The sequence below is a fragment of the Nostoc sp. NZL genome (assembly GCF_015714705.1).
In the GTDB taxonomy this organism is placed as follows: domain Bacteria; phylum Cyanobacteriota; class Cyanobacteriia; order Cyanobacteriales; family Nostocaceae; genus Nostoc; species Nostoc foliaceum_A.
Map to the genome: position 1 here is coordinate 1 of NZ_WBKL01000065.1, position 23,303 is coordinate 23,303.

At 43.1% G+C, this 23,303-nt stretch carries 25 protein-coding genes; 14 read left to right on the forward strand and 11 right to left on the reverse strand.

Translation table 11 applies throughout. From position 1 onward, the window contains the following. Both F8R90_RS09350 and F8R90_RS09355 read left to right on the forward strand, forming a co-directional pair. Positions 1 to 2,314: hypothetical protein (locus F8R90_RS09350; protein ID WP_196510525.1), on the forward strand; the 2,314-nt coding region annotated here is incomplete at its 5' end. A gap of 186 nt (positions 2,315 to 2,500) precedes the next feature. Further along, positions 2,501 to 2,611 carry a photosystem I reaction center subunit VIII gene (locus tag F8R90_RS09355; RefSeq protein ID WP_084227157.1) on the forward strand — a complete coding sequence of 37 codons (111 nt, stop codon included), beginning with the start codon at positions 2,501 to 2,503 and terminating at the stop codon, positions 2,609 to 2,611. 195 nt (positions 2,612 to 2,806) lie between these two features. Here F8R90_RS09355 and F8R90_RS09360 read toward each other — a convergent pair whose 3' ends face one another. The 6 genes from F8R90_RS09360 to F8R90_RS09385 form a co-directional block, all read right to left on the reverse strand. Further along, positions 2,807 to 2,926, reverse strand: coding sequence for a photosystem II reaction center protein J (locus F8R90_RS09360; protein WP_012411803.1), 120 nt, complete (start codon positions 2,924 to 2,926; stop codon positions 2,807 to 2,809). 71 nt (positions 2,927 to 2,997) lie between these two features. Beyond that, positions 2,998 to 3,120 (reverse strand): photosystem II reaction center protein L, encoded by a 123-nt coding sequence (locus tag F8R90_RS09365; RefSeq protein ID WP_012411802.1) that lies wholly within the window; start codon positions 3,118 to 3,120, stop codon positions 2,998 to 3,000. Positions 3,121 to 3,128: 8 nt separating this feature from the next. Further along, positions 3,129 to 3,266: a cytochrome b559 subunit beta gene (gene psbF, locus F8R90_RS09370; RefSeq protein WP_015115279.1), complete on the reverse strand. Its 138-nt coding sequence runs from the start codon at positions 3,264 to 3,266 to the stop codon at positions 3,129 to 3,131. Between the two features lie 9 nt (positions 3,267 to 3,275). Then, positions 3,276 to 3,524 (reverse strand): cytochrome b559 subunit alpha, encoded by a 249-nt coding sequence (gene psbE, locus F8R90_RS09375; RefSeq protein ID WP_162399775.1) that lies wholly within the window; start codon positions 3,522 to 3,524, stop codon positions 3,276 to 3,278. A gap of 157 nt (positions 3,525 to 3,681) precedes the next feature. Next, entirely contained in the window at positions 3,682 to 4,704 is a 1,023-nt protein-coding gene (locus F8R90_RS09380) for a photosynthesis system II assembly factor Ycf48 (RefSeq protein ID WP_196510526.1), read from the reverse strand. 250 nt (positions 4,705 to 4,954) lie between these two features. Further along, positions 4,955 to 5,290: a rubredoxin gene (locus tag F8R90_RS09385; protein WP_196510527.1), complete on the reverse strand. Its 336-nt coding sequence runs from the start codon at positions 5,288 to 5,290 to the stop codon at positions 4,955 to 4,957. Between the two features lie 383 nt (positions 5,291 to 5,673). On the opposite strand from F8R90_RS09385, the gene ndhC reads away from it, so the two are divergent. From ndhC to F8R90_RS33815, 5 genes are all read left to right on the forward strand, one after another. Continuing rightward, positions 5,674 to 6,036, forward strand: a complete 363-nt coding sequence (gene ndhC / locus F8R90_RS09390) for a photosynthetic/respiratory NAD(P)H-quinone oxidoreductase subunit C (RefSeq protein WP_104908259.1) — start codon at positions 5,674 to 5,676, stop codon at positions 6,034 to 6,036. Next, entirely contained in the window at positions 6,027 to 6,764 is a 738-nt protein-coding gene (gene ndhK, locus F8R90_RS09395; RefSeq protein ID WP_196510528.1) for a photosynthetic/respiratory NAD(P)H-quinone oxidoreductase subunit K, read from the forward strand. The genes ndhC and ndhK overlap by 10 nt, the downstream gene beginning before the upstream one ends. Then, complete coding sequence (locus F8R90_RS09400) at positions 6,757 to 7,287, forward strand: NAD(P)H-quinone oxidoreductase subunit J (protein ID WP_196510529.1); 531 nt, start codon at positions 6,757 to 6,759, stop codon at positions 7,285 to 7,287. Before ndhK ends, F8R90_RS09400 begins: the two co-directional genes overlap by 8 nt. Positions 7,288 to 7,871: 584 nt before the next feature. Further along, the gene (locus F8R90_RS33810; RefSeq protein WP_442946742.1) at positions 7,872 to 8,087 is read left to right on the forward strand and encodes a hypothetical protein; all 216 of its coding nucleotides are present in this window, start codon (positions 7,872 to 7,874) and stop codon (positions 8,085 to 8,087) included. After that, positions 8,050 to 8,130 (forward strand): hypothetical protein, encoded by an 81-nt coding sequence (locus F8R90_RS33815; RefSeq protein ID WP_442946743.1) that lies wholly within the window; start codon positions 8,050 to 8,052, stop codon positions 8,128 to 8,130. The genes F8R90_RS33810 and F8R90_RS33815 overlap by 38 nt, the downstream gene beginning before the upstream one ends. A gap of 442 nt (positions 8,131 to 8,572) precedes the next feature. Here the strand turns inward: F8R90_RS33815 and dhaL are convergent, their stop codons facing one another. The 3 genes from dhaL to F8R90_RS09420 all read right to left on the reverse strand — a co-directional run bounded on the left by dhaL (position 8,573) and on the right by F8R90_RS09420 (position 11,390). Beyond that, positions 8,573 to 9,211 (reverse strand): dihydroxyacetone kinase subunit DhaL, encoded by a 639-nt coding sequence (gene dhaL, locus F8R90_RS09410; RefSeq protein ID WP_196510530.1) that lies wholly within the window; start codon positions 9,209 to 9,211, stop codon positions 8,573 to 8,575. 23 nt (positions 9,212 to 9,234) lie between these two features. Next, positions 9,235 to 10,311 (reverse strand): dihydroxyacetone kinase subunit DhaK, encoded by a 1,077-nt coding sequence (dhaK, locus tag F8R90_RS09415; RefSeq protein WP_196510531.1) that lies wholly within the window; start codon positions 10,309 to 10,311, stop codon positions 9,235 to 9,237. 203 nt (positions 10,312 to 10,514) lie between these two features. After that, positions 10,515 to 11,390: an MBL fold metallo-hydrolase gene (locus F8R90_RS09420; protein WP_196510532.1), complete on the reverse strand. Its 876-nt coding sequence runs from the start codon at positions 11,388 to 11,390 to the stop codon at positions 10,515 to 10,517. A gap of 184 nt (positions 11,391 to 11,574) precedes the next feature. Between F8R90_RS09420 and F8R90_RS09425 the strand changes: the two genes are divergently transcribed. Both F8R90_RS09425 and F8R90_RS09430 read left to right on the forward strand, forming a co-directional pair. After that, positions 11,575 to 12,939, forward strand: coding sequence for a GUN4 domain-containing protein (locus F8R90_RS09425; RefSeq protein ID WP_196510533.1), 1,365 nt, complete (start codon positions 11,575 to 11,577; stop codon positions 12,937 to 12,939). 20 nt (positions 12,940 to 12,959) lie between these two features. Continuing rightward, positions 12,960 to 13,142, forward strand: coding sequence for a 2-oxoisovalerate dehydrogenase E1 subunit beta (locus F8R90_RS09430; protein WP_196510534.1), 183 nt, complete (start codon positions 12,960 to 12,962; stop codon positions 13,140 to 13,142). A 169-nt stretch (positions 13,143 to 13,311) separates the two neighbouring features. Here F8R90_RS09430 and F8R90_RS09435 read toward each other — a convergent pair whose 3' ends face one another. Next, positions 13,312 to 14,265, reverse strand: coding sequence for a heme o synthase (locus F8R90_RS09435; protein WP_196510535.1), 954 nt, complete (start codon positions 14,263 to 14,265; stop codon positions 13,312 to 13,314). Positions 14,266 to 14,488: 223 nt separating this feature from the next. Then, the gene (locus tag F8R90_RS09440) at positions 14,489 to 15,430 is read right to left on the reverse strand and encodes a COX15/CtaA family protein (RefSeq protein ID WP_196510536.1); all 942 of its coding nucleotides are present in this window, start codon (positions 15,428 to 15,430) and stop codon (positions 14,489 to 14,491) included. 575 nt (positions 15,431 to 16,005) lie between these two features. Between F8R90_RS09440 and F8R90_RS09445 the strand changes: the two genes are divergently transcribed. From F8R90_RS09445 to F8R90_RS09465, 5 genes are all read left to right on the forward strand, one after another. Next, complete coding sequence (locus F8R90_RS09445) at positions 16,006 to 17,091, forward strand: cytochrome c oxidase subunit II (RefSeq protein ID WP_196510537.1); 1,086 nt, start codon at positions 16,006 to 16,008, stop codon at positions 17,089 to 17,091. Between the two features lie 67 nt (positions 17,092 to 17,158). Next, entirely contained in the window at positions 17,159 to 18,895 is a 1,737-nt protein-coding gene (gene ctaD / locus F8R90_RS09450) for a cytochrome c oxidase subunit I (protein ID WP_196510546.1), read from the forward strand. 114 nt (positions 18,896 to 19,009) lie between these two features. Then, a complete protein-coding gene (locus F8R90_RS09455; protein ID WP_196510538.1) occupies positions 19,010 to 19,636 on the forward strand; it encodes a cytochrome c oxidase subunit 3 in 627 nt (208 codons plus the stop codon). Positions 19,637 to 20,538: 902 nt separating this feature from the next. Next, positions 20,539 to 21,813 carry a serine/threonine-protein kinase gene (locus F8R90_RS09460; RefSeq protein ID WP_230966217.1) on the forward strand — a complete coding sequence of 425 codons (1,275 nt, stop codon included), beginning with the start codon at positions 20,539 to 20,541 and terminating at the stop codon, positions 21,811 to 21,813. A 122-nt stretch (positions 21,814 to 21,935) separates the two neighbouring features. Continuing rightward, positions 21,936 to 23,009: a PstS family phosphate ABC transporter substrate-binding protein gene (locus F8R90_RS09465; protein WP_196510540.1), complete on the forward strand. Its 1,074-nt coding sequence runs from the start codon at positions 21,936 to 21,938 to the stop codon at positions 23,007 to 23,009. The last annotated feature ends 294 nt before the right edge of the window (positions 23,010 to 23,303 follow it).

Consider the following 23,303-nt stretch of genomic DNA (forward strand, 5'->3'; position numbering starts at 1 on the left):
CTCAGATACTGTTTCTGAAAACTTGGAATGTACTACCCTAGCAGAACAAGCAATTACTACACACAGCAGCCCTGTTACCATTGTTGTGCTAGATGAAGGGAATTTGGAAGCTAGTGCCCCAACAGAACCCGCAATTAAGCTAGATAAGGCGATCGCTACAGAACAGGCAATTGCTACACACAGCAACCCCGTTACCATTGTTGTACCAGATGAAACTGAGGAAGATATCGATGAGCCTGTGAGTCCTGTTTGGCTCAAAGGTGAGACGGCAGAGCAGATTTTACAAAATTTAATAGATTTAGCTTTACCCGCTTCTGAAGCCCTGCCAAAAGATGAAAAGGTTACAAATTCTCCAGCAACACAACCACCGCCACCATTACTGCTAACTTTAGACCAGGATACTTACATAGCTCGTTGGGGACAAGCTCTTACAATCAATGGGCAGATAGAACTCAAAGAAAAGACTAATCTAGATCAGACTGAAACATTATCCCCAAAAAGGCTGCGAGCGCTTGAACTAGGAATTGAACTGCGATCGCCCCTAGAACCAGAAATCTTAACCCAGGTACGGCAACCCTTACCAGACCAGGAGTTGCCCTTCATCATCAATACCTCAATTAATATTCCTGCTGACTGTGAATCTAAGTTAATTTTGGCAGATATCAGTTTGTATGGTAAATTCGCCGATGTTAGTGAAGTCATCCGGTTAGCCAGCCAGTCTTTCACCATTACAGCAGATGTAACAGAATTACTGGCAATCACAGCCGCAGCAAAACCTAGTACATCCTTAAATGACCCCATAACACTATCGGACTCGTCTGCTGCTTTTACTGAGCCGGAGACTGCTGTGAGGATCGATTTGAAACTATTCAATCTGGTCAATATTCCAAAAACAGATCAGTCTCAGATACTCAATCCATCCTCAAATACACCCTTACCACCGCAAATTAACCTGCAAGTTCTGCGAGAAGCCACCCTGCGGACATCTAACTTAAAAAATTCAGTTACTTCACCTCAATTGCCGAAACTGCCACCTATTCAAAGCGATGCCAACCTTCCCACAGATGTTGTTGCAGAACCCCCTATACAGGATGAGTTTCTAGAAAAGGATGCAACTATAGCTGCCATCAACTTGGAGCAGTTGGTCATCAGGCAACGTCGAATGCCAATGCTCGACACTACTTTGCCATACTTGAAACGCCTACAAACTTTGTCAGGTGATACAGAAGAAGTAAAAAGCAATGTCCCCCCAAATTCATTGCCAGTTGCAGCAGATGAAGACTTTCCGCAGTTGGACGAAATTGTAGTTGAAGACGAAAGTATACCGGAATTAGTAGTAGATGATGCACAATTCCAGGAAGAATCTGTTGCTGAAGTAGAAACCCAGCCAAATTCACAATTTATTACAACAGGTAACCTTTACTCATCTCCTCTGCTCAGGAAGTGGATGCAGAGCCAAGGATACTCTTTGCCTGAATCCATTAATGATCTGCAACCTCAAGACTACGATAACTATGTTCCAGCCCAGCAGACCCAGCTTTCTCTTAGTGCTGAAACTCCCAATACTCCCAATGTTGATGTCAACTTGCCGTTAAACCTAGATGCTGATACAGAGACGTGGGAAGAAGTTCAAGAGTCGGTTTTCGATCTTGGGAACTTTGGGAAAGACACAGACACAGCAAAGGAAGCTGATCTAGAGATAGGGGAAGATACGGTAGTAGAAAAAGTATCCGAACCACCACTCTCAATGGCTCTGGTAACACAACTACCGCCTCCCCCTCCTCCGATAAAAATGAATATAGCGTCGGCTTGGTTAGCGCAAGAAATTGTTGTAGATGATACATATGATGAACTGGAAGCCGATGTAACAAAGAATTACTCCCTTGAAGAAGAGAAGCAACCACTGTTAGGTTTATCCTCTTCTCCACCCATAAATACGGCAGTCATTGAGCCTTTGCCAATTCCAGAACTGCATATACCAGACGGCGAACTAATCGCCGGCAAGTTGATCATAGTGCGCGTAGTACTGCCTGAAGTACCTCCCCAAGTTGTTGTCAAGTTATGGGTTGAAGATTATCAAACTCGCTGGTTACTAGAGGGGCCCCATTTACTGGCAAATCTCCTACCTAATGCCTTGGGAGGATTGGAAGTGATGACGCAATTAAACATTCCCTTTGGCTGTTTGGAAATTCGCTTAGAAGCGATCGCACTTGATCTAACAACCCAACAGGAAAGTCACAAAGTCACAATAGTGCGAACTGTGATTCCTCCAGACTTGCCCAACTTGCAGCTAGATGAACTCCTGGGTATGTGATAGTGAGTAGTGAGTAAAAATAATAACTTAAGGACAAGGGAAAAAGGAAGAATTATTCAAGAAAGCTTCCCCTACTCCCACTCCCAATATGAGCTGTGTTAAAAATATGAAAGAATTTCAAAAATCTGGCAGAATTTGCAGTAAGCTCATTTTGAATTGTAGTGTTATTTAGCAGGAACCTTTATTATGGCAGCTTCCTTTTTGCCTTCTATCTTCGTTCCCATCATTGGTTGGGTTCTACCAGCTATAACCTTCGCGTTTCTATTTTTATACATTGAAAGCGACGATATCAGCTGATGTAGTCATGAGTCAGTAGTCATTAGTCAAGTTTTCGGACAAACGAAAGTTATCAATTCTGTCAGATACGTTTCTAGACTATTGACCAAAATTAATACCGCCTATCTCATAGAGACAGGCGGTTTTTTTAACGTTGATTTCTCAACAAATGCTAGAAAATTCTAACTTATAGTGTTCGGTTCAAACTAACTCATGTTAAATCGAAGAACCGAGTCCGGCGTAGGCACCGTAAAAGAAAATGCCCAAGACTGTAATTATACCTAATCCTGCGATCGTAGCGACGACCCACAGGGGAATTCTCCCACTTCCAGACACAGCTTCTCTCCTCCCTTAACAACTAATCAACACACGTTCAATAAACAAAGATTAACAACAGTAGTTCCCAGTTAGTTAAAGAAGTAACTGGAAAACAGAATCCCCAGAACGAAAACTAGTAGTAGTCCCAGGTATAGTGAAGTCCGGTTTAGTTCAACCGGCTGATTATTGGGATTGGGCGATCTTTCTACCATAATTGCTCCTAACGTTGAATAAATTGCATTGCGGCGATCGCGCCTAAAAAGAATACAGTTGGTACACCTAAGGTGTGAACTGCCAGCCATCTAACGGTAAAAATTGGATAGGTAACTGGTTGATTGATGTTATTGCCGCTAGTCATGATCTCAAACTACTTTCCAATAAATTGTTCAACTTGTTTTTTAGCTTCAAAACGGTTCTTCACAATTGGCACTTCCTGCCGTGCTGGTGTGAAATACTCGTCGGGGCGGGGTGTGCCAAAGGCATCATAAGCCAGCCCGGTGCTGACAAATAGCCAACCGGCAATAAACAATGCCGGGATGGTGATGCTGTGAATTACCCAGTAACGAACGCTAGTAATGATGTCCGAAAACGGACGTTCTCCAGTGGTACCTGACATTTAGATCCCTACCTTATACATAGAGTGTTATTGAGTTTATTATCCTACAAAGTTAAGAAAGAGTTACAAGTTACAAAGTTCTTCTCAGAAATAGTGCATGGGGCATTGGGCATTGCGTATTAGTTATTTCTCCCTGTGCCCTCTGCCTCTTCGGTAACTAAGCAGCCTCTGCTGGGGAAGTTGTTTCAGGGTTTGGTAGATATTTGAGCAAAACGCCGCGATCGCCAATTATAAATCCCCGCTCTGGCTCTAAGAACACAATTTTATACAAATTAGCAGCAACTTCTTCTACCTCACGGTCTTTTTCCCAAGTTTTGCCACCATCGGCACTCCGTAGCAAATTACCGCTACCGCCACCTACCCAAATTTCATTGGGTGTGCGATATGCCAAATCCAGTAAACCCCAACTAGTAGATAACTCTGGATATTTTGCCTCTTGCCATTCTTCAGGTTTAGTTGGGTCACTAAACTGAACTTGACCTCCCCTGGCTAGCAACCACAATTGCCCATTGTTAGCAAAACCCATATTTTCTACCCGCCGAGAACTAATGCGGTTATGGGGTACCCAAGCATCTTGTCCCGGTTCCCAAGTTGAGTAGAAACTACCCTTAGCGGAAACGGCAACATATTTACCATCAGCAGAACGTTCCAAGTTACGCACTACACCGACTGCTGATTCCACCTGGGCTTTCCAATTTTTGCCGCCGTCTGTGGTCTTATATATGGCTCCTACATCAGTAGCCATTTCAGCTGTATTGTCTGCTAGTGCCTTAACTGCGATCGGGCTACCTGGTAGCTTTTCGCTCAGGGGAATACGCGACCAAGAAGCACCTTCATCGGTAGTGTGCAGCAACAGTCCAGGCTCTCCGGCAATCCAGCCTTCTTTGCCTGCAAAACTTACTGAGTCAAAGCGATACTTCTGCTCATCCAGTTGCAGTGTGATTGGTTTCCAGGTATTACCACCATCATTGGTTTCCAAGAGGGTGGCATTGCTACCTACTAAGTAGCCATGCTCAGGGTTATTAGTAAAAGCAATATCCAATAGATTCGAGTCTGTTGGCACAGAAATTACTTTCCAAGGGTTGTAGCTAACAGAAGGAACTTTGCTACAACCTATGCACATGATGACTACTATTAACAAGGCAGCTATTCGTTGCCAACTTTTCACAATTGAATGCATTAGTATTTCTTAAGTTGTTTCTAAATTTCTGTAGGTGTTCTCTAAAAGGTTTACCTTATACCAATTTTGGATTTTAGATTTTGGATTTTGGATTAAAAGTCCTTATTAAAAAGCTTTTCAAAAATTCCAGAAAATATTAACCCAATATGGTATTGAGGGTCATGACCGCTCTACGGAACTGGTAAAACGAACGACACATTTATGCGATTTTAATTACACAGTAAACTCCCTGTTTCCGATATAACGGCTGTTATTGCAAGCCGTAGAGACTGATAAAAAACAAGAAGCCAAGAGCCAAAGCACCAAAAATTAGGATATTTTTTTGTGTTGGCGTTAGGTTATTGACACCCAAACCGTAACCGAGATTTTCTTTGAAGCCTGATGCAGTACCCGCAGGGCCGATGTTGGCAAAAGCGGTTTTTTTAGCACTACAAACTGGACAGCGCCAATTTATGGGCAGTTCTGCAAAGGTTGTCCCTGAAGGAATATGATCCTTGTCGTCTCCCTTTTCAGGTTCGTAAACATAACCGCAGGCGCGACACTCGTAGCGGTCTAACACCGTAGTCTCAACAGCTGGTTCGCTCATGGCTAAGGCCTCGCAGAGGAGAAATCTTAAATATACGTTAAAAATTATGACATAATTGTTAGACTTTTCTATCACTAGCAAAAGCGAATTAAATACCTGAAGTGCATCTGTTTCCCAGATTTCAGAAAAACCAAACAGATATAATGTAAAAGAAAGTAACGTAATTCAAGGGATTGGGCATTGGCTATGGGGAATTGGGGCATTCCTCTCTCCTAAAAAAAGAGAAGCTTTGATGCTTGCTCCCCTTCCCTCCAAGGAGAAGGGGCTGGCGGTTAGGTCTGTATTGAACTCAACACAGAATCGCTATAGTCCCTAATCTTTAGTCGTCAGTACCCAATCTCAGGTCACTACTTAAAATACTCCATAAGCGGTAGATACTCATTGTGTTTGTCCTCAGCGGTTACGAGTACCTTCTAGGCTTCTTCATAATCTGTAGCCTAGTACCTGCCTTAGCGCTCTCAGCATCCAAGCTCCTACGACCCAGTAGTTACAGCCCAGAACGTCGCACCACCTATGAATCTGGTATGGAACCCATCGGGGGAGCCTGGATTCAGTTCAACATCCGCTACTACATGTTTGCTCTGGTCTTCGTCGTCTTTGATGTGGAGACTGTTTTCTTGTATCCTTGGGCGGTAGCTTTCCACCGTTTGGGGCTATTGGCATTTATTGAAGCGCTAGTCTTTATTGCAATTCTTGTAGTCGCTTTAGTTTACGCGTGGCGTAAAGGAGCTTTGGAATGGTCTTGAATTCTAACTTAACAACCCAGGGCAAAGAGCGAATCATCAACCCCATTGAACGGACTACAATCACTCAAGACCTTTCAGAAAACGTCATTTTGACGACGGTTGATGACCTCTACGACTGGGCGCGGCTTTCTAGTTTGTGGCCGTTGCTGTTTGGTACTGCTTGCTGCTTTATTGAGTTTGCAGCTTTAATTGGTTCCCGATTTGACTTTGACCGTTTTGGACTAATTCCCCGTTCTAGCCCCCGCCAAGCCGATTTAATTATTACGGCAGGGACTATTACGATGAAGATGGCTCCCCAACTGGTGCGTCTTTATGAACAAATGCCGGAGCCGAAGTATGTAATTGCGATGGGAGCTTGCACAATTACTGGCGGGATGTTCAGCGTTGATTCTCCCACGGCAGTGCGCGGAGTCGATAAACTGATTCCTGTGGATGTGTACTTGCCTGGTTGCCCTCCCCGTCCAGAAGCAATTATCGACGCAATCATTAAGCTGCGAAAGAAAATCGCCAATGAATCGATGCAAGAGCGGGATAAAATTAAGCAAACCCACCGCTACTACAGCACGACTCATAATTTGAAGCCAGTAGAGGAAATCTTAACTGGTAAGTATTTGCAGTCAGAAACTCGCTATGCACCACCGAAGGAATTGACGGAAGCGATCGGTATGCCAATACCACCTGCACTGCTGACAGAAAAGGCGCAAAAGGAGGAACAAACCCGTGGCTGAAGAAGAATCTAAACCAGTACCAGCAGGTAAAGAAGAGGCATTGGTACAAGCGGGTAAAGTTTCCCAGTGGTTGACAGAAAATGGCTTTGACCATGAGTTTTTAGCACCAGATAAGAATGGTGTAGAGATAATTAAGGTGGCGGCAGATTTCTTGCTTCCTACCGCTACAGCCCTTTATGCTTATGGGTTTAATTATCTCCAGTTTCAAGGTGGCGTTGACCTTGGGCCAGGACAGGAATTGGTAAGTGTGTATCACTTGATTAAAGTCGGTGATAATAGCGATCGCCCCGAAGAAGTTCGAGTTAAGGTGTTCTTACCACGGGAAAATCCCGTAGTCCCTTCTCTGTACTGGATTTGGAAGACCGCAGATTGGCAAGAGCGCGAGTCTTACGATATGTTCGGCATTATCTACGAAGGACACCCAAATCTCAAGCGGATTTTGATGCCGGAGGATTGGGTGGGTTGGCCTTTGCGGAAGGATTACATCTCGCCTGATTTCTACGAGTTGCAAGATGCTTATTAGATATTGCTGAATAGAGACGCGATGAATCGCGTCTGTACAATATAGTTTCGGCAGTGATTAACCCCTTTCCGGTGGCGGAGAGGGGTTATGTTTTTGATGTTTCATTCCAAGTTGGTTGACAAAATTTGCTGTAATTGGAGGCAATACGGTTCAGTTAAGGTTTTTTGATGAAAACTCTAGATCGCTAAAGACGCGATAATTCATCGCGTCTCTTGTCTATGGAAACGCGGAGGTTCGCAAAGGAGGGAGAGGTGGGATAGAGATATTCAGTGAAATTTCTTAGTAATCGGAATAACTATCTTTACTGTTGTATCTATATTTATGGAAAGATTTAATATAAATATTTAAAGTAATATGTCAGAAACACCCAAAAACGACGGCATTTGGATTGTAAAGGATGAAATGCCTCAAATATCGATTCCTGATAGTGCTAAAGGCGGGAGTAGTAATACACGCAGTTAGGGAGAGGAAACTATCAGGGAACCTACTGGTAGCAAAGGGGTAGGAGATGCCGTTAAGGTTAGCGCTCAAACATTAGAGCAAAATATGACTCACTTTCTCAAACTCGTGGGAAGTTTGTTTAATTGATCGCGATCAGAATTAACCAGTATGATTATCTGCAACCGCTAAACTATGCCAAGCGGGATGCACTGTTAATGCAAGAGTTTCTGGGCAATGAAGCAGGATTTGAGCGGATATTCTTCTTCTTGGATTGCTTGACTTGGTGGCTTTTTAGGTCGCAAAAGCGATGGCTCTCCCGGCGTGAAAGTTCTCTGGCGTGGATTGAGTCGATTAGATGATCTGGTTGCGGGTTGGCTTACTTGTCAGTCTCTCAATATTTAATTATTACTCCATTGTCTAGTCAGTTTTTTGGGTGTTTTCACTCTTCTACTTCCGAGCTTTTAGGTTTTACAACCACGTAGCCATGAAAAAATAATACTTTTTGAGACTCTGTTAATTCTCATTGCCATTCTCTCCAGTCACTGGTGATTTTTTCTCCATCCTTCCACCACATAAATACTTACTTTTGTCAATCTTTGTATTAAGAAAGATGTTTATAATGGATAGCTTTTTAAGGGGGGTTGGGAGGGGTCAAAATAATGTGCAACTTCGCATAAAATTGGTATTAGGTCTGTATTTCACGCAATTGAAAACCGCTATATTGCCTGCCCTTTCAATAACGACATCTTCATGCGCCATCAATCCTCTAGGCACATAGCTTAATGTCATTATCCTGAAAAAGAACGATCGTTTGTTGTCAAATACAGATTTTTCAGAAAATTTTTTATTCGCCAGAACTTTCTAACACTCCTAACAAACTTTTCAACATCAAATAAGCAGAAGTTCCTCCTGGATCTTGATGTCCAATACTCCGTTCCCCCAGGTAGCTAGCCCGTCCCTTTTTCGCCTGCATCGGTATAGTTTCTTGCAACCCCCTTTGGCCTGCTGCTACAGCTTTTTGCATAGCTTCCAGCGTTCCCTTACTTTCTCCTACAGCTTGCCCAAAAGCGTCTACAGCCGGAGATAGCACATCCACCATTGTTTTGTCTCCTAGTTGCGCTTTTCCACGTTGCAGCACACCGTCTAAGCCTGCTTGGAATAGTCCTAAAACATCTTGTTCTGTTAATTCTTGCTTCCCAACTAATGCTGTACTTGCTCGTAAAAACCAAGTGCCATAAAGAGGGCCACTGGCACCGCCAATGGAAGAAATCAAGGTCATACTCACGGTTTTAAGAATGTTGCCTATGTCCTTGTCTGCAAGGATTGGTAACTGAGTACTTACTTTTTTGAAGCCGCGATCCATATTTATACCGTGATCAGCATCTCCGATCGCAGCATCTAATTCTGTCAAATATGCTTTATTCTGCTCTATCTCGGTTGCAAATGCCTGCAACCACTGTAATATCTGCGCTTGAGTCAACATAATTCGTAATTCGTAATTCGTAATTATGAAATTCCCCAGCGCCAACTTGGTGTTTTGACTGGTGCATCCCACAAGCGGATCATCTCGTCATCTAATTTCAGCAGGGTAATGGAGCAACCTTGCATTTCTAGAGATGTAATATAAGGGCCTATTAAGTTTCGCACAATTTGCAATTCTTGCTGTTCGCAGAGTTGGGCGAGTTTGCGGTAAACAATATACAGTTCCGAAACCGGAGTTCCACCCATACTATTGACAAAAGCTAACAAGCGATCGCCTTTGGCAAATGGTAGATTTGTTAGTTCTACATCTACCCATTCTCCTTTGTCTTCATCCCACTCGCGCAGTGTGCGGCTGTATGGTGCATCCTCAAGGAGCGATCGCGTCAAAATTCCGGTAATTTCATCTACTGTTTTAATAGCTGTGCGTTCTATTCCTGGCTCGCCGTGGATACCGATACCTAATTCAATTTCGCGATCGCTCAATTCAAATGTCGGCGTTCCATTAGCGGGGACTGTACAAGATGTTAGAGCAATTCCCATACTTCGCCCATTGAGATTGACTCGGCGACATAAATTTGCTATTTGTGGCAAATCATACCCAGCCTCAGCCGCCGCGCCACAAATTTTCTCTGCCAGTATTGTTGTTCCCACACCCCGGCGTCCTTGGGTATAAAGACTATCCTTCACTGCTACATCGTCATCAATCAAAATATTTAGCGATCGAATGCCCTCACTACGGGCTAACTCCGTTGCCATCTCAAAGTTCATGACATCGCCACTGTAATTTTTGACGATATAAAGGATACCAGAGCCTCCATCTACTTGCTTGGCTGCTTCTAGCATTTGGTCAGGAGTCGGTGAAGTGAAAACCTCGCCAGGACAAGCGGCATCAAGCATTCCTCTGCCCACAAAGCCAGCGTGCATTGGTTCATGCCCACTGCCACCACCAGAAATAATTGCTACTTTACCCTGTATAGGTGCATCGGCTCGATAGACAAAAGTAGGATCATAATTCAGTTTAATTAAATCGGAATGAGCCGCCGCCATACCTTCTAGACTTTCCCGCACAAAGTCTTCCGGCTTGTTGATCAGCTTTTTCATAATCCGTGTTTACTTAAAAGGGTTCTAAAACCCAGGTTATAGCGCTTCTGGTTTGTATGCAATACAGTCTGAACTCTCTCTAAATCTCTCTCCTAAAAGGAGAGAAACTTTGAATTTTCCCCCTTCCCGACGCGGGAAGGGGGTTAGGGGGTTAGGTTTTTCATTAGCTTTTTCAGATGACCAAATAATTATGAATTATTCGGTCAATTCAAAGATTCCATCAACTCAATACACTTGTGCATCTGCTGGCGCATGCTTTCCCTATCAGCATGAAACCTTCGTCCATGACCTGGTAGCACCCACTCAAAAGAGTAATTAGCTAAGTTACGCATTGATTTAGTCTGTTCTGACCAAGAATACCAGCAGACACGGTGGAATGCAGCCAGTTGGTGCAAGCTTTCTGACCAAGCGAGATGATCGCCAGTGAACAAAAACTGATTTTTATAAAGTAGGACAGTTTGTCCTTTGGTGTGACCGGGAACTGGGATAATTAATAAATCTGGAGTCAAGCTAAATGGTTCAGAACCAGTTAGCTGTATTTCTACATTGCGAGTATCGGCAGTAATATCGTCAGCATGAAGGATGCGATCGCACTGAAAATGTTCGGCAAACTTTTGATGATCTGCGACATCATCCTTATGAGTTAGGTACATATAACGAATCGGCCCCAGTTCTTCTAAACGCTTGACTAAAGGCGGCGTAAACCGGGGAGAATCCACCAATATATTACCTTCTGGAAGTTGAATTAAATAGCTAGCAGCACCGTAAGATTTTTCAGAATGATAGCCACAGTGGTAAATATTTTCTGCTACTAATATTGGAAACTGTTGTTGAGCAACTTTGATATCTTTTGGTTTATCAACTGTGCCAATAGAACTAGTAGGACATGCCAAAAGTGCTTCAAGCGCTGCTAATCTTTCCGCATCATTACTTGGTTGATGATAAACCGCCGACTGTTCATCAACACGAGAAAAAACTTCAGGAGTCATCCAGCGACAGGTATCACAATCAATACAGGTATTATCTACATAAAAATCGCCGTTGACATTTTGGGGACGACGCTGATTTAAATGAGCCATATTAACCCTTTTGCTTCCAGCCGCTTACTGGGAAGCGATAAACTCTATGTCACTAAGCTAGCAAAAGTAACTTGAGACTGTAGCTGCCACTAGAAGTAAATCTGCTCAAAAATATAAAGGCTCATGAAACCCATTAAGCAGAAAATGGGAAAACTCAATAGATACCATCTGCTTATTCCCAAATATGCTTTACTGTTCTAATTCCAGTTGTTCAAATCCCTTTAACCCTGATGACAATAAGTTTTGTATTAAGTGTGGACAAACACTCACACCATTATTCAGAAACCGTTTTCGGGTAATACGACTTTTGAGTGAGGGTGGATTTAGCAGAACCTATGAGGCGAGGGATGTAGATAAGATAGATGAACCTTGCGTAATTAAGCAATTTGTTCCTCAATTTGAAGGAACGGCTGCACTTGAGAAAGCTACAGAGTTATTTAAGCAAGAGGCAAAGCGTCTCTATGACTTGGGAGAACATCCACAAATTCCCCGTTTGATTGCTTATTTTGAGCAAGATAAGCGGCTTTATTTGGTACAAGAGTTAATTGAAGGACAGAATTTATTACAAGAATTGCAGCAGCAGGGAGCCTTTAGCGAAGAAAAGATAAAACAGCTTTTAACTGATTTATTGCCTATTCTGAAGTTTATCCATGAACGCGGTGTAATTCACCGAGATATCAAGCCAGAAAATATTATGCGCCGTCTGGATGGCAAGTTAATATTAATTGATTTTGGTGTTTCTAAACAGATGAAGGCACCTGTTTTAGGTGTTGGCACAATAGTAGGAACGCCTGGATATGCACCAATGGAACAAATGCGCGGTCAAGTTTTCGCTGCAAGCGACCTTTATAGTTTGGGTGTGACTTGTATTCGGCTGTTAACCCAATGCTTTCCAAAACCAGATGGTTCTGATGAACTTGATGATGCGCTAAGAGGTGGGTGTAGATGGAAAAAATATTTACCAAAAGGTACAAAGATTACACTTGTTATGATTCAAGTTTTAGATAAATTAATTCAGGAATATATTCAAGATCGCTATCAATCTGTGGATGAGGTAATACAAGTTATTAATGATGAAAATCTGAATTCAGCAGTAGGTATAGATTATAAAATTTTGCAAAAGTTACTAGTATCTGGAAAATGGCGAGAAGCTGATCAAGAAACCTGGAAGCTTATGCTTAAAATATCTCGTCGAGAAAAAGAAGGTTATCTCAGAGTAGAAGATATCGAAAATTTTCCTTGTCAAGATATCTTAACCATTGATATCTTATGGGTAAAATACAGTAATGCACGCTTTGGTTTTAGTATCCAAAAGCGAGTATGGGATAGCCTTGGGGGAAAACCTGACTTAGATTTGGAAACTTGGAAGTATTTTGGAGAGTGTCTAGGTTGGCGCATTAAAAATAATTGGAAGCCTTATGATTTTCTATCATTTACATTAGCTGCTCCGGCTGGACAACTACCCAGAGCAGTATGGAGTATGAGATTAGATGGAAGAAGAAAAAGACTCTGTGCCCTTACATCAAGGCTTATAGATTGTAAAATTTAGTAGTTAAGGTAAAATTCGCTATGACTGAAATTGTATTTATCGTTGAAGATGATCCAGATGGTGGTTATACAGCAGTAGCTCTAACTGAGTCAATTTTGACTCAGGCTGACGATATAGAAACACTACGGGAAATGGTTTATGATGCGGTTAACTGCCATTTTCCTAATGAAGAAAATTGTCCGCTAAGAATCTTACTTAAATAATAAGGTATTAAAAATTTTCAGTTTTGGATTTTAAGTTTTACAGATGCGTAGGCGTAGCCCATCGTAGACATCGCAAATCCGGCAAGCTCTAATTATTATGTATATTTTTTGATTTATCAAAATGCGATCGCGCCCCTTTACCAAACGCGATCGCTAAATTTTCCATCCCCTAAGCAATAAAATGCAACTGATTGATCGCTGCATTAATCAGATTATGGGTAACGGGAAGACTATCAATTACCATCCCCAGACACAACAGCATCATGTAGGAGATGGAAAAGAGAAACAACTCTTTAGCTACAGCGCGATCCTCTGGATTTTGCAACAAACGCCAAGATTTGTGGATAAATAATCCTCCCAGAATTACAGCGATCGCAGCATAAAGAATTCCACTCGCGCCCAAGGGATAAACCAATAACACGGTTGCAAATACTGTTACCAGCGTGTAGTACCAAATCTGCTTTACAGTTGCCGTAGTACCTTCAATCACAGGTAACATTGGTATCCCAACTTTTGCGTAGTCATCTTTAATCATCAGAGCTAGCGCCCAGAAATGGGGTGGTGTCCATAAAAAGACGATGGCAAAAATCAGCCATGCTGACCAGCTTAATGTACCTGTGACAGCAGCCCAACCCACTAAAGCCGGAATTGCCCCAGCCGCACCACCAACAACGATATTCTGAGGGGTGTGGCGTTTTAGCCAGTGGGTATAAACCAAAATATAAAAGACGATCCCAGAGAAGGCTAGCAGCGCGGCTAACAGATTGGCAAATACTGCTAGGAGTGTAAAGGAAATTGTCGCTAGTGCGATCGCAAAAATTAGAGCATCACGCGGCTGAACCTTACCGGATGGCATCGGACGATGGCGCGTCCGCTCCATGTCATAATCAATATCCCGGTCATAAACACAATTAATCGTCTGGGCGCTTGCAGCAGCCAAAGTGCCACCAGTGAGAGTTACTAGCAACAGCAATGGGTCTACTTCTCCCTTAGCAGCAATCCACATACTCCCAGCCGTGGTAATCAAAAGCAACGGAATAATCCGAGGCTTGGTTAGCTGGTAGTAACTTTGAATTACCTGTAAAAACGTTTGGTGGTGGCGAGAGACATTAGTCTCAATCATTTTGGCTCTGGTTCCTTATTTTTCAACAACTTATATGCAGCCCCCGCTCAAGCTGGCTCTTTCAGGCAAATGAAAACACAGATTTTCTGCACCTGCGTGGGTCGCAATACTCGCCGTTGCGGCCATAATTTAGTGCTGAGTTTGGAGAGACGCGATTAATCGCGTCTGTACAAGAGTTAGAAATTTTTCCTTCCGCTATTCCCCCTGTTTCCTGACTCCATACTCAGCAGTCATTGCTCAACACTGTGATCTCACGGCTAGTAGCCCAGTCACGCAGTGCGAGAACTGTGAAGACCACCAAAGTACCAAGCAAAGTAGCTCCTATAGCTTGGTGAGAGACGGTGAGAGGCTCAACTTGGAGGTGTAATTTGAAAGTGGCGAATCCCAACAAGATTTGTAAGGTTAACAACCCACCAGCTATATTTGCCAGTCGCCGTAAGGCTGGATGTAGTGCTGGTGTTCGCCAACAGATAAATACCATTGCCAAGGTTGCCACTGTTGGTGGCACCAAACCAGCAATATGGCTGTACATTACCGTACAAAGTTGAGAACCGCCAAGGCATTGGTGTAGTGCCCAGCGAGAGCCTACCAAAGCGCCTAGCAAACTTTGCAGGTAAACCAGAATAGCAGCAGTTAAACCTACCCAAGGCAACTTACCAATGGTTCCAGTCCCCTGATAGGGCGTGAGCGCTGTGCCGATAATTAGGAGGGTGCTAAAAAATAACAGCGCCGTTCCTAAGTGAGCGGTAACGATATCAAACCGCAATAGCTCGGTGACGGTGAGTCCACCCAAGATGCCTTGGAAGACAATTAAAAACAGGGCGAATGTGGATGCCCAAGGCAGCCATCTGGGTAAGAAACGACGATGCCACCAGGACAAGCCGAAAAGTGCGATCGCGCTTACACCAATCAAAGCTGCATCCAATCTGTGAAACCACTCCAGGAACACCTGGAGATTCATTTGCTTGGCTGGCACCAGTTCGCCATAGCATAAGGGCCAGTCTGGGCAAGCAAGTCCAGCATTCATCACGCGGGTGGCGCTGCCTATTGCCATCAAAATTAAGGTGGCTATGCATATTTTCCACACCAAGCGACGAATCATTTCCTTGGGCTTTTGCTGCTGAAGAGCCGCTTCATTTTGTTGTTGTAGGACAAATTCGCTCATTAACGATACCTTCTGCCCGCTCTTGGTGGATCTGTTAAAATTTTCAATTTTCTTTTAGCGTCCTATCTTCACCCTAGCGTATAGGCTAAGGGTTTATAGATTAGCACTCACTTATACTTTGAATCACTCCAGAAAGGTTTTGCCTGAAGCTTTAGGTATTTTTCAAGATGTGAAAAATTGATTAATGACAATTAATTTAAACATTCTAAATTTTTCCTTAAATTTTTCCACTGAATTTTAGGAGAAGGCAGGAGGCAGATAGCGCAGCGTAAAGCCTGCGGCATAGCTTCGCTTAGAGCGAGTCCGCGAGCGTCGGGCAGGAGGCAGGAGGAAATAATTATGAATGAAAACTTTAGTTTTGGGTATAAAACCCAGTGGTTCAATCCCATACTTTTAAATGCATCTGAGTTACTCCTGCCTCCTGCCCCCTGCTATTCACCTTGTACTCAAAATTAGTAAAATAGTTAAAAAAATTAATAAAAATTTCAGACCTTTGGACTATATGCCTTCCAGCCTAGACTACCTTAGTAAGTGAACAGCTTTAAGATAACGTAGTAAATTCAATTAAGTAAGCCGTGAAGATTCCAAGTTCAATCTGGACATTACTCATTGGCATCGTGCTAACGCTAGCCAGCCTTTGGTACGGTCAAAATCACGGTCTGTTGCCAGCAGCAGCGACAGATGAAGCCGTATTAGTCGATGGTCTGTTCAACGCGATGATGGTCATTTCTACAGGTATATTCCTGTTAGTTGAAGGTATTTTGATTTACTCCGCATTTAAATACCGTCGGCGTGCAGGTGATAATGAAGACGGCCCACCAGTTGAGGGCAATGTACCTCTAGAAATTCTCTGGACGGCGATCCCAGCAATTATCGTTATCGGTATTTCTGTTTACAGCTTTGATGTCTACAACGAAATCGGTGGCTTTGATCCCCATGCTATCCATCAAGCGCCGATGATGAATCAGGAGTCGATGGCAATGCCTGGAACTGCTATGGCTGCAACTTTAAGCGATACTCCTCCCAGCACCGAACCCAACCTCAATCAAGAAAAATCTGATGAGGCAATGCAAGACCCAGCTACGGCAGAAGTTCGTAATGCTGACCAAATTCCCCAACTGCGGAATGCTCCTGGTGTCGGTAGTGTTGCTCCGACAATTGGGGGAACTCCTGATAAAGCAGGGCAACCAGCAGAATTACAGGTCAACGTCACAGGTCTACAATATGCCTGGATTTTCACTTATCCTGAAACTGGTATAACTACAGGTGAAATGCACGTCCCTATCGGGCGAGAAGTGCAAATCAATATGACAGCAAATGATGTCATTCACGCTTTCTGGGTGCCAGAGTTTCGCCTGAAACAAGATGCGATCCCTGGTAGACAAAGTGAGATTCGTTTCACTCCACAAAAAGCAGGAGATTATGTCCTGATCTGTGCTGAACTTTGTGGCCCCTACCACGGTGCAATGAGAGCAACAGTAGTTGTTGAGCCAGAAGAAGCCTTTGACAAATGGGTGCAAGAACAGCTAGTTGCCAGCAAAGAAACGCTAAATCAAGCCGTTGCTGTTAACCCTGCGGATTTATCCCCAAATGAATTTCTCGCGCCTTACACCAAGGACATGGGAATTCAGCCAGAAATCCTCCATCAAGTTCACCATTAGTCAATATGTTGTTTAGTCAAAATTCAATGACTATTAACTAATGACTAATGACTAATGTCTAATGACTATGACCCAAGCTCAAGTGCAAGAAACTGCCAACGCCCCTGCTCTTGTTGAGGAGCCAGGGATCAGAAAATGGCAAGACTACTTTGGTTTCAACACCGACCATAAGGTGATTGGGATTCAATACCTAGTCACTACATTCATTTTTTACTGTATTGGTGGGGTGATGGCTGACTTGGTTCGTACAGAACTGCGAACCCCAGAAGTCGATTTTGTCACCCCTGAAGTCTACAACAGCTTATTTACGCTGCACGCCACAATCATGATTTTCTTGTGGATTGTGCCAGCTGGTGCGGGTTTTGCTAACTTCCTGATTCCCTTGATGATTGGGGCAAAGGATATGGCATTTCCGCGCTTGAATGCTGTTGCTTTTTGGATGATTCCCCCTGCGGGTTTATTGTTGATCACCAGTTTAGTGGTAGGCGATGCACCGGATGCGGGTTGGACTTCCTACCCTCCCCTGAGCTTGGTAACAGGTCAAGTAGGTGAGGGAATTTGGATTATGAGCGTCCTTCTACTAGGTACGTCATCGATTCTAGGGGCAATCAATTTCCTCGTCACATTGCTCAAGATGCGTATCCCCGGTATGGGGGTTCACCAAATGCCCTTGTTCTGCTGGGCGATGTTTGCTACCTCGGCACTGACTTTGGTATCTACGCCAGTCTTAGCAGCAGGTCTAATTCTGCTTTCCTTTGACTTAATTGCCGGGACAACATTTTTTAACCCAAGTGGCGGTGGCGACCCAGTTGTGTATCAGCACATGTTCTGGTTTTACTCTCACCCAGCGGTTTACATTATGATTTTGCCCTTTTTTGGGGCAATTTCGGAAATTATCCCCGTGCATTCCCGCAAGCCGATTTTTGGCTATAAAGCGATCGCTTATTCCTCTCTAGCAATTAGCTTTCTGGGGCTAATTGTTTGGGCGCACCACATGTTTACCAGCGGTATCCCTGGTTGGTTGCGGATGTTTTTTATGATCACCACTATGATCATTGCCGTACCCACCGGAATTAAAATTTTCAGCTGGTTAGCGACAATGTGGGGTGGAAAAATCCAGCTTAACAGCGCCATGCTGTTCGCCATCGGTTTTGTCGGCACATTTGTAATTGGTGGAATCAGTGGCGTGATGTTGGCAGCAGTGCCCTTTGATATTCACGTTCACGACACCTATTTTGTGGTGGCACACTTGCACTACGTTCTGTTTGGTGGTAGTGTTCTCGGTATTTATGCGGCGATTTACCACTGGTTTCCGAAAATGACGGGACGGATGGTAAACGAATTTTGGGGTAAGGTTCACTTTGCCTTAACAATAGTGGGTCTAAATATGGCCTTCTTACCAATGCACAAGCTGGGATTAATGGGCATGAACCGCCGCATCGCCCAGTATGACCCCAAATTTACCTTTCTCAACGAAATCTGCACTTATGGCGCTTACATATTAGCAGTTTCGACATTCCCCTTCATCATCAATGCGATTTGGAGTTGGTTATACGGCGAAAAAGCTGGTAATAATCCTTGGAGGGCACTTACCTTAGAATGGATGACAACCTCACCGCCAGCGATCGAGAATTTTGATCAAACCCCAGTACTAGCTACAGGCCCCTACGACTACGGCTTGGAAAAGGCTAACGAAGGTGTACCTTTATCTGATCCCAATCCAGTCTTGTCTGGCGGGCCGAACTCAGTATTAAGAGCAGAACCTGATCCAGCGGTTGCTGCTAATCCCGAAGACCGTAAATAGAGTTATGAGTTAGGAGTGAAGAGTTATGAGTTATGAATGATGAGTTATAACAATTCCTAACTCCTAACTCCCACTCCCCATTCCCCATTCCCCATTCCCCACTTATCAAAATTCATGCAAAGTCAAACTATTGACCCAGCTAAAACCGAACTAAATCATCACCACGCAACGGAAGCGTCCGTCGGTCATCATGAAGAACATCCAGACCATCGCCTGTTTGGGCTAATTGTCTTCCTGATAGCTGAAGGGATGATTTTTATGGGGTTGTTCGGAGCCTACTTGGCTTTCCGTGCTACCTTACCTGCGTGGCCCCCAGCAGGTACCCCAGAGTTAGAACTATTGTTACCTGGAGTCAATACTATCAATCTAATTTCTAGTAGTTTTGTCATGCACAATGCCGACACTGCTATTAAAAAGAACGATACGCAAGGTGCGCGAATCTGGTTAGCAATTACTGCTGCAATGGGTGCTATCTTCTTAGTGGGTCAAGTATATGAATATACCCATTTAGAATTTGGTTTAACTACCAATTTATTTGCTAGTGCGTTTTACGTTTTGACTGGTTTCCACGGATTGCACGTTACCATAGGGGTTTTGGCAATTGTTGCCGTGTTATGGCGATCGCGCGTTCCGGGTCACTACAGTAACGAAAAGCACTTTGGTATTGAAGCAGCCGAAATTTACTGGCACTTCGTTGACGTGATTTGGATTATTTTGTTCGGATTACTGTATCTACTGTGAGAATTGATTATTTAGTTGTTCACTCCACGCGGACAACTTAATAGGCCCCCAGTCGGGGGCTTTTTTAATTAGTAGAATGCTGCCGTTGCAGCTAGCTGCCCTGATGTCACATTATTTTATCTATCGGTTGGCAACAAAATCTAAATTAAAACAGTTTCTAGAAGATAAAATATCTGGGAAGTTATCTAAAACGTTTTTTATTTTCTATAAAACAGTTTTATCCTTTATCTAGCAAGAGTTACAGAAAATTTATTCAAACCAGCTTAAACTTTTTTCACTATGAGTTTTGCTAAATATTAAGTGAGTTATTGCAATTGATATAGGCGCGACTAAAAAGTGGGAAAAGTGGGAAAAGTTGGATATTTTATAAAAACTATTGAATAAATCTGAATAATTGACAAGTTACACTTATTTCCCTCAAAGTCTTACCTGCTATTACTCTTGCTCTTTTTTATTTTTGTCGTACTTACGTTGACATGGCAACGCGATCGCGGTTAGTGATGACTAAAATCTGCCAACAAAATTGTGGTGGACACTGTAATAATATTTGTGTCTTTAAATTCCACTATTCGAGGTTTTGCCAGTAATCAGACCCAACAGTTAAAAGAAATAAACCTTCTAACTACTGAAAGTTATCTTCTGCCCACAGTTCTAAATACTGTGGGCTAGTGTTAAATTTACTTAAGTGATAAAATTATTGAACTATTCCAGAAATAAATTTTATATTAAGATACCTATAAAGGTATTAAATGAATCAATCAAGCGGCTAACCATAAAACTGCTCCAAAGCATAGGTCGCCTAAGAAGCGGACTGCCTCAAATACCAACAAATTTAGCGGCAGGTATTCATAACCTCACCTAAGCTCTGAATGGTCAGTAAATTAACCAGTAGTATACGCCACATGAGCCAGAACCGTCTAGTCAGAAAAACACTCCGAAGTCGCTTTGAGACTGTCAAACTGCTGGGAAGCGGAGAATCTGGCAATACTTACTTGTTAAGAGGTGCTATACGTAACAGACATCAATCCTCTCTTGCCAGAAAAACACTTAGGAATCGCTTTGAGATTGTCAAACATTTAGGAAGCGGGGGATCTGGTGATACCTACTTAGCCCTCGACTTAGATTTACCAGGGCGACCCCATTGTGTGGTCAAACATTTCCATCCAAAAGATTCCAATCCTGCTGTTCTACCCATTGCTAAAAAGCTATTTGCTCGGGAAGCGGAAGTTTTATACCAGCTAGGCAACGACCATGATCAAATTCCTAGACTATTCGCCCATTTTGATGAAGATGGAGATTTCTATTTAGTCCAGGAATTTATTGACGGTCATGCTTTGACTCAAGAAATTGTACCAGGTCAACGTCTTAGCGAAAATACAGTCTTAAATTTATTAAAAGATATCCTAGAAGTGCTGGCTTTCGTCCACCAAAATAATATTATTCACCGGGATATTAAGCCCCAAAATTTAATGCGGCGATACTCCGATCAGAAAATTGTGCTAATTGACTTTGGGAGTATTAAGAAAATTGGTGCTTTAGGAGCAGGCTTAACAATTGCTGTTGGGACTCCTGGCTATATGCCAAGCGAACAGGCTAAGGGAAAGCCAAAACTTTGCAGCGATATCTATGCAGTAGGGATGATTGGCATTCAAGCTTTGACAGGTTTAATACCTGAGCAACTACAAGAAGATCCCAATACTGGAGAAATTCTTTGGCGCGATCAGGCACAGGTAAGCGACGCTCTGGCAAATATTTTAGATACAATGGTTCGCGATCGCTATAGCCAGCGTTACCAATCTGCCGTAGAAGCTTTACAAGCGCTTAATTCTGAGCTGGCGTTGTCACAATCCTCACAGTCTGCTGGCATAAACCAAAACACTGATGATAGCTATTTGCTAACTTATAAAAACTTTCTTTTGCTGCTGGGAATAGGTCTTGGTGCTACCACTAGCTTCATAGTAATAGTTTTAATCTATACATTTATTAATACAGGTACATCGCCTCCAAACCAACCTACTCAATTAAATAATTTTATAGAAAAATTAGTTGAGCCACGGTTCATTAATGTTCATGTGAGTAGCTTAATAGCGAAATCAGCAGCTAAAAGAGGAGTCTGTAACAGCAATTGCACTATTGCAAAGACTACTAAAGAGCAAATTAAACCTCACTACAATTAGAAAAAGTAATCATCTACCAGTAATCATAAAACTGGCTATTAACTGACTTACTTTAGATTTGTTTTAACCTAAATATTGGTAGATTCCTGTAGGATAAATATAATAAACAACATTTTAAAGATATGGACAATACAAATCAAAGAAAAGCTTTAATTAGCGGCGAAATCGCCCTCTTTCTTAGAGGTTTGATTATTGGGAAAGTGCTGACACTTATGGTTATTGGCGGACTGCTTTGGTGGTTACTGCGGCCGAATTTAGCGTCCCGTACCAGCATTAATTCCTCTAATCAAAATTTCAACAGCCTCTCTAGTACTGCATCAACTTTTCAGACAGTTGCTGATGTCCCTACTGACTCATCTAACTACGGAGGCAGTACAGCTTGGGCATCTATCCGGCAATTGGTAGATTCTCAGATCCAGAGCGATCGCCCTGAACTACAATTACGCTACGTAAACCCTGTTAATGGTAGCCCTGGTTCTAGCTCCGGCATTCGGATGTTGCTTGATGGGAAACTAGACTTTGTTCAGTCTTCTCGTCCCCTTACAGATGAAGAACAAGCTATGGCAAAAGAGCGAGGCTTCACCCTTGAGCAACGTCAGGTGGGTAGGGATGGCATAGCGGTGGTAGTCAACCCATCGCTCAATGTGCCTGGTTTAACTGTTGATCAATTGCAGCAGATTTATTTGGGAAAAATTACTAACTGGAATCAAGTAGGTGGGCCAAACCTAGCCATTACACCTTTTTCGCAACGACCAAAGGACGCAGATACAGTAATATTCTCTAGCAACAGCGACTTAAAGGGGCAAACACTAGGCTCTAATGTGCAGTATGTCTACTCTACTACAGAGGCAGTGCGGCAACTCAGTAAAACCCCTGGTGGTGTCTATTACGCTTCTGCACGTTCAGTATTACCTCAATGTAGTGTAAAGGCTTTGCCATTGGGTAGTACTTCTAATCAGCTAGTTCCTCCCTACCGCGAACCTTTGGTATCGTCTGAGCAGTGTCCTCGTCAGCGCAACCAGCTAAATACTCAAGCGATTAAAGATGGCAGTTATCCGATGATTGCTAATTTATTTGTGATTATTAAGCAGAATAAAGGTCGAGAACAGCAAATTGGAGATGCATATACCAAATTTTTATTAACTGACCAAGGGCAAAGGGCAATTGAACAAGCTGGTTTCGTTGGGGTTCGCTAGTACAGCGATGTCTACGACGGGCTACGCCTACGCACTTTCCACTACAGTTTCTTCAGATCCCCGACTTCTTTAAGAAGTCGGGGATCTTTGGGAAGCGATCGCACCATATCCCTTTTAATCCAATCAGGTATCGGATCTTTGAAATGTTGATTATTGCGTGGAAAAATAGGCTGTGATAAATGTTTAGAAATTTCCGACCAGTCAAAATCAGCTTAACGTCAAAGCGGAAGTTGCTACAGGGTGCGCGGAACACGGAAACGTGAAGGTGGAAGTTGCTACAGACTGCGCGGAACA

Bases quoted from the DNA above. Each gene is read 5' to 3' on its own strand.
- F8R90_RS09420 (WP_196510532.1), bottom strand. From the start codon at position 11,390: ATGGCTCATTTAAATCAGCGTCGTCCCCAAAATGTCAACGGCGATTTT.
- F8R90_RS09435 (WP_196510535.1), bottom strand. From the start codon at position 14,265: ATGATTGAGACTAATGTCTCTCGCCACCACCAAACGTTTTTACAGGTA.
- F8R90_RS09355 (WP_084227157.1), top strand. From the start codon at position 2,501: ATGGCAGCTTCCTTTTTGCCTTCTATCTTCGTTCCCATCATTGGTTGG.
- ndhK (WP_196510528.1), top strand. From the start codon at position 6,027: ATGGTCTTGAATTCTAACTTAACAACCCAGGGCAAAGAGCGAATCATC.
- F8R90_RS09440 (WP_196510536.1), bottom strand. From the start codon at position 15,430: ATGAGCGAATTTGTCCTACAACAACAAAATGAAGCGGCTCTTCAGCAG.
- F8R90_RS09425 (WP_196510533.1), top strand. From the start codon at position 11,575: ATGCTTTACTGTTCTAATTCCAGTTGTTCAAATCCCTTTAACCCTGAT.
- psbF (WP_015115279.1), bottom strand. From the start codon at position 3,266: ATGACTAGCGGCAATAACATCAATCAACCAGTTACCTATCCAATTTTT.
- F8R90_RS09465 (WP_196510540.1), top strand. From the start codon at position 21,936: ATGGACAATACAAATCAAAGAAAAGCTTTAATTAGCGGCGAAATCGCC.
- F8R90_RS09455 (WP_196510538.1), top strand. From the start codon at position 19,010: ATGCAAAGTCAAACTATTGACCCAGCTAAAACCGAACTAAATCATCAC.
- dhaL (WP_196510530.1), bottom strand. From the start codon at position 9,211: ATGTTGACTCAAGCGCAGATATTACAGTGGTTGCAGGCATTTGCAACC.
- ctaD (WP_196510546.1), top strand. From the start codon at position 17,159: ATGACCCAAGCTCAAGTGCAAGAAACTGCCAACGCCCCTGCTCTTGTT.
- F8R90_RS09430 (WP_196510534.1), top strand. From the start codon at position 12,960: ATGACTGAAATTGTATTTATCGTTGAAGATGATCCAGATGGTGGTTAT.
- F8R90_RS09380 (WP_196510526.1), bottom strand. From the start codon at position 4,704: ATGCATTCAATTGTGAAAAGTTGGCAACGAATAGCTGCCTTGTTAATA.
- F8R90_RS09460 (WP_230966217.1), top strand. From the start codon at position 20,539: ATGAGCCAGAACCGTCTAGTCAGAAAAACACTCCGAAGTCGCTTTGAG.
- psbE (WP_162399775.1), bottom strand. From the start codon at position 3,524: ATGTCAGGTACCACTGGAGAACGTCCGTTTTCGGACATCATTACTAGC.
- F8R90_RS09365 (WP_012411802.1), bottom strand. From the start codon at position 3,120: ATGGTAGAAAGATCGCCCAATCCCAATAATCAGCCGGTTGAACTAAAC.
- F8R90_RS09385 (WP_196510527.1), bottom strand. From the start codon at position 5,290: ATGAGCGAACCAGCTGTTGAGACTACGGTGTTAGACCGCTACGAGTGT.
- dhaK (WP_196510531.1), bottom strand. From the start codon at position 10,311: ATGAAAAAGCTGATCAACAAGCCGGAAGACTTTGTGCGGGAAAGTCTA.